This is a genomic window from Priestia sp. P5_B4, assembly GCF_056400385.1.
The window spans coordinates 1-2,132 of the sequence record NZ_JBFULJ010000669.1 but is presented as its reverse complement, the minus strand read 5'-3'; the positions used below and the strand labels follow the sequence as shown (position 1 = coordinate 2,132).

The following is a 2,132-nucleotide window of genomic DNA, read 5'->3' as shown; positions in this document are numbered from 1 at the left end:
GTGTGTAGAGTGTCATAAACAAACCATAATTGAAAGTGATGTTATAGTTAATAAGCAACTTGATAGTATGCATCAGATAAATTTTCAACGAAATAATGCTGCGATTAGTCCTAATGTAGCTATGTTGGCTGGTGCTATTGTAAATGAATTTTTAGGGTTGGTAACAGGCATTCAAACCCCAACATCATTAGGGAAAATGATGGAATTAAATTTCCTTACATATCAAACTTACCCTATTTCAGAGTGGAATAAGAAAGAGGATTGTCCAGTTTGCCATTCCGCACCTGTAACAGTAGATAAATAATTATTATGGGAGGGTAAATGTTGAAATCTTATGAAGTACTAAAGAACAGAGATTTTTTATGCTTATTTTTAAGTGCCACAACAAGTAAGTTGGGCACGTCTTTTTTTCAAATCGCACTGCCTTTATTAGTATATGATTTGACTAAATCACCAAGTTTAATGGCATTAACATTTGTTTTAGAAATTACGCCTCAAGTATTATTTAGTTTGTTAGGCGGAGCCTTAGCTGATCGTATAAGTAAGAAATACATTTTATTAATAGGTGATATTTTATCAGCCATTTTAATTATTATCATACCTCTTGCAGCTTCGATAAACGTGTTAGATATATGGATTGTATATATGGTAGCTTTTTTAATATCAGCTGTCAGTGCATTTTATCATCCAAGTTTTGAATCAGTCATACCAGAAATTTTAGAAGGTGAAAATTTAATACAGGGTAACTCTTTATTCAAGTTATCAGAGACAATTACAACCTTTGCAGGCCCTTCAATAGCAGGCATTTTAATTGCTTTGGTTGGAACTCATAACTTGTTATATTTTAATTTTTTCACGTATTTTCTTTCTGGAATATTCATTAGCTTAATAACTAAGAAATATAAAAGCCAGAATCCAGTTAATAGTTCTATAATGAATTCGATAGCTGAAGGAGTTAAATACGTTATAAATACTAAAAAGATTTTGATAGGGACTATTCTCATATTCTTAATTAATGTGGGTTATGGCGCTATGGAAGCTTTATTTATGTTTCATCTAAAGGATAATTTACATTTGTCGGCACAGTATATTGGTTTAATATTTTCCCTACAAACCTTAGGTTCATTTGTAGCAATCTATGCTGCAAATAAACTAAATAAATTACCGCGAGGAAATATAATTATCTATTGTGGAGTGATAATAGGTTTAGGACAAACTATCCTTACTTTTTCAAATACTGCAGTTATTTTGTTGATATTATGTAGAATTGTAATTGTCGGTTCTGTAACATTATTGGCGATTAATTGGTTTACCCTTAGGCAAGAGATTGTACCATCAGTCTTATTGGGAAGAGTAATTAGCTCAACTCGTATGTTAGCTTTTTTAGCTTTACCGATTAGTGGAATGTTAGCAGGTGTTGCAGCTGAATATATTAGCGTCTCTTTAATTTTTATTTCAGCAGGCATCCTAACGATCGTGGCGTCTTTAATCGGAATTAAGACTTCTCTATTTGAGACCCAACAATCTATAGATCAACCTATTAATAGTAGCAACAAGTAGATAATTACTTGGGTTGACTTGAAACATATTCATATTTAGTGTATTCTTCTATAAGAACTTCATACTTGGAGTTTAAACAATAAGTAAGAACCCCTTTAACATATGGTTAATAGGGGTTTTTAATTTTCAATCCAAATATGTATCTGATATACAAACAAAAATCTTTTTTATACCGAAAATACGTTATATGTAAACTTGTTCTGCATATAAGATAAATTTAAAGTAGATACCTTCTTTATTTGTAAAGGCAAGCCATTCTTGTTGGCTTGCCTTATTCTGTGCTATTCTTAGTTCATTTTATAATTTTTCTACTGCATATAATAACAATTCTTCCACATTTTTTTTACCTAATTCTTTTGCTTTTTTCTGCAATTCTTCCTTCAAATCACTTGTTACTTTCACTCGTATTACTTCCAAATCGCTATCAATATAAATGCCACGGCTACGCTTGTTAATTTTCCCTGAAACAAGAACCGACTCTAATAACTCAACGATTTCTTGTGCTGATTCCGTCAGTAATACTGGTTTAATTTCAATCAAAAATTGCTCTTTCTCTTCTTGTGGTGTAATCC

At 31.4% G+C, this 2,132-nt stretch carries 1 protein-coding gene and 2 pseudogenes; 2 read left to right on the top strand and 1 reads right to left on the bottom strand.

Going from position 1 to position 2,132, the window contains the following annotated elements; genetic code table 11:
- Together AC1DRF_RS24485 and AC1DRF_RS24480 are read left to right on the top strand one after the other, a co-directional pair.
- Positions 1-304, top strand: a pseudogene (locus AC1DRF_RS24485) (HesA/MoeB/ThiF family protein); the annotation flags it as partial.
- Positions 305-324: 20 nt separating this feature from the next.
- Positions 325-1,560 (top strand): MFS transporter, encoded by a 1,236-nt coding sequence (locus AC1DRF_RS24480; protein ID WP_477741919.1) that lies wholly within the window; start codon positions 325-327, stop codon positions 1,558-1,560.
- A gap of 297 nt (positions 1,561-1,857) precedes the next feature.
- Here the strand turns inward: AC1DRF_RS24480 and AC1DRF_RS24475 are convergent.
- Positions 1,858-2,132 (bottom strand): annotated as a pseudogene (locus tag AC1DRF_RS24475) (helix-turn-helix domain-containing protein); the annotation flags it as partial.